The organism is Nocardioides sp. (genome assembly GCF_031397825.1).
Classification (GTDB): domain Bacteria; phylum Actinomycetota; class Actinomycetes; order Propionibacteriales; family Nocardioidaceae; genus Nocardioides.
The window spans coordinates 1-3062 of sequence record NZ_JANNML010000216.1 but is presented as its reverse complement, the minus strand read 5'-3'; the positions used below and the strand labels follow the sequence as shown (position 1 = coordinate 3062).

General features: G+C 69.1%; 2 protein-coding genes. Both read right to left on the bottom strand.

Annotated elements, in window-relative coordinates:
* Positions 1–645, bottom strand: a 645-nt coding sequence (locus RMN98_RS18210) for a radical SAM protein (RefSeq protein ID WP_309650234.1), incomplete at its 3' end; no start/stop codon positions are given.
* 78 nt (positions 646–723) lie between these two features.
* A complete protein-coding gene (locus tag RMN98_RS18205) occupies positions 724–2895 on the bottom strand; it encodes an MMPL family transporter (protein ID WP_309650233.1) in 2172 nt (723 codons plus the stop codon).
* Positions 2896–3062: the final 167 nt, after the last annotated feature.

Below are 3062 nucleotides of genomic sequence, written 5' to 3'. Positions count from 1 at the left end.
CTTGTCGGGGGAGCCGAAGTGGGCCTCGCCCTTGGTCTCGAAGAGCCGACGGCTCGTGGTCTCGAGCATCATCCCCATCGAGGGCGAGACCGGCTTGAGACGGTTCATCTCCTCCCACGACATGACGCCGGGGTTGAGGTGGGGCAGCAGCCCGGTCTCCTCGAGGACCCGGATCGCCATCGCCCGCACGTAGGCCAGGGTGGAGTCGTAGCCTGACTCGTCGAGCCACGCGCGCGCCTCGGGCCAGCGGTCCTCGGGGCGGTCGCCCAACGTGAAGAGAGCCTCGAGGCAACCGAGCTCGGCGCCCTGGCGGGCGATGTCGAGGATCTCGTCGGGAGACAGGAACATGGTGTGCCCTGCGCGGCGCAGCTCGCCGGGCGACTCCACGAAGGTGCAGTAGTGGCACCGGTCGCGACACAGCTTGGTGACCGGGATGAACACCTTGGGCGAGTAGGTCACGACACCGGGGCGACCCGCGGCGACCAGTCCTGCGTCACGCACCCGCGCTGCAGCGGTGGTCAGCCGGTCGAGGTCGGCGCCGGTCGCGGCCAGCAGTGCCGCGGCCTCGGCCACGTCGAGCGCAGCCCCGCGCTCCGCCCGCGCGAGAGCGCGACGGATCTGCTGGGTCGTGGGCTGCTCGGTCACTGTGGTCAGGCTAACCAGCGGTGGGCCGGGGTGATTCCCCGGCCCACCAGGTGGAACGTGTTCTAGAAGTGCGCCGGGTCAGACACCGACGCGTTCACGCTCGCTGACCGCCTCGGGCGGACTCACCTCGTGGCCGGCCCTGTCCAGGTTGCTCGGCCACCAGACGCGACCACCCAGGTCGAGATTGATGGCCGTCACGAGCACCGAGCGCACGATCATCGTGTCCAGCAGCACCCCGAGGGCGACCGCGACGCCGAGCTGGGCGAGGAAGACCAGCGGCAACGAGCCCAGGACGAGGAACGTCGCCGCCAGGACCAGTCCGGCCGAGGTGATGACGCCCCCGGTGGACGACAGGGCGATCAGGGAGCCCTTGCGGGTGCCGTGCTGGGCGGTCTCCTCGCGCACCCTCGTCATCAGGAAGATGTTGTAGTCGATGCCGAGCGCCACCAGGAAGACGAACGCGAACAGCGGGAAGCCCGGGTCGGCGTGGGCGAACCCGTCGTTGACCTCGAAGAGCCCGATCCTCGTGAAGACCTCGGTGAACAGCACGGCCGAGATGCCCAGCGCCGCACCGAAGGAAAGGATCACGGTGCCAATCAGGATCAGCGGCGCGACCAGGGCGCGGAGCAGGATCATCAGGATCAGCAGCACGACCAGCAGGACGATCGGGATGATCACGACGTTGTCGCGCTCGGAGGCGATCTTGGTGTCGAGGTAGAACGCCGACCCGCCGCCGACCAGCGCATCGGCACCGTCGATGTCGTGCACGGCCTCGCGGGCAGACTCGACCGCGTCGAAGGAGGCGGTCGACGACATGTCGCTGCCCAACGTCGCGGTGAGGAACGAGCGACCGTCGCCGATGTCCAGGGCCTCGCTCGGCTGCCCGAGCCCGGGCACCCCGGACAGGGCGTCCGCGACAGCCGGGACCTCCTCGCTGTCGGTCACGACCTGGATCGTGTTGGAGGAGTCGGCGAGGCCGTGATCGGCCAACAGGGCCTGGCCCTTGATGGAGTCGAACTCCTTTGTGTACTGCTCGTCCTGCGCCAGGCCCGACGGGTCGAGCTTGAAGAGCCCGAGGCAGGCCAGCAGCAGCAGCCCGGTGGTCACGATCCAGACGCGACGCGGGCGGGGAGCGATGGCGGATCCCACCGTGGCCCAGATGCCCGTGCCGGTGGGTTCCTCCGAGCCGAAGGTCGGGCGCTTGGGCCAGAAGATCCAGCGGCCGCAGATCACCAGCAGGGCCGGCAGGAGCGTCACCATGACCAGGAAGGTGACGGCGACCCCCACGGCCAGCACCGGGCCCAGGCCGGCGGTCGAGTTGAGGTCGGAGAAGACCAGGCAGAGCAGACCGATGACCACGGTCGCAGCGCTGGCGAGGATGGCCGGGGTGGCGCGGTGGAGGGCGAAGGCCATGGCCTCGTGCCGGTCCTCGTGCCGGCGCAGCTCCTCGCGATAGCGCGCCACGAGGAGCAGGGCGTAGTCGGTGCCGGCGCCGATCACCAGGATGCCCAGGATGGACTGGCTCTGCCCGTTGACCGTGAGGTCGGCGTACTTGGCCAGGAGGTAGACCACGCCGCCGGAGATCATGTAGGCGAAGACGGCCGAGATGATCGGGAGCAGCCACAGGATCGGGCTGCGGTAGGTGAACAGCAGGATCAGGATCACGACGAGCAACGTCGCGAGGATGAGGTTGGTGTCGATGCCCTCGAAGGCCGCCGATGCGTCAGCGGCCTGCCCGCCGTAGCCCGCGAGGTGGACCGTGACCCCGTCGATGCGGGCGATGTCGCGCACCTCCGTCGCCGCGTCCGGGATGCTCAGCCATCCGTCGGCGCCGAAGTTGAAGGTGAAGGCGAGGTTGGCGACCTCCCCGTCCTCGGAGACCAGCGGGAAGGGGATCCCGGCCTGCTGGGCGACGTTGGGCGACAGCACGCCCTCCGCGGTGACCCCGTCGACCTTCGCGATCTCGGCGGCGTGGGCGTCCATCGCCGCGAGGTCCTCGGGGGTGAGGCCGCCCTCGCGGTAGTAGACGACGAGGGTGTCGATGTCGTTGGGGTCGACCGTGCCGGTCAGCTCCTCCAGCACCCGGGTCGACTCGGCGGACTCCGGCAGCCAGGAGGAGGCCTCGTTGTTCTGGACGTCGATGAGCTGGGCGTTGAGGGGGGCCATGAGGCCCACGACCACGACCGCGCCGAGGAGCACGATCCACTTGGTGACTCTGCCGGTGAGCCTGCCGGCGATCTGTCGGTGCATGGCGGGAGCCTCTCAGGGAGCGGGGACGGTCCGCATCAGGGATTCCCCTGATCAGACTCCGGCCCCGCCCGGGACTCATCGCCCAGGCGTGCGCCGCCCGTCGTACGACGCCCGCTGGTCCAGACCACTCGGATTATATAATTGTAAAAGTAGGGCAAGTCAATAAT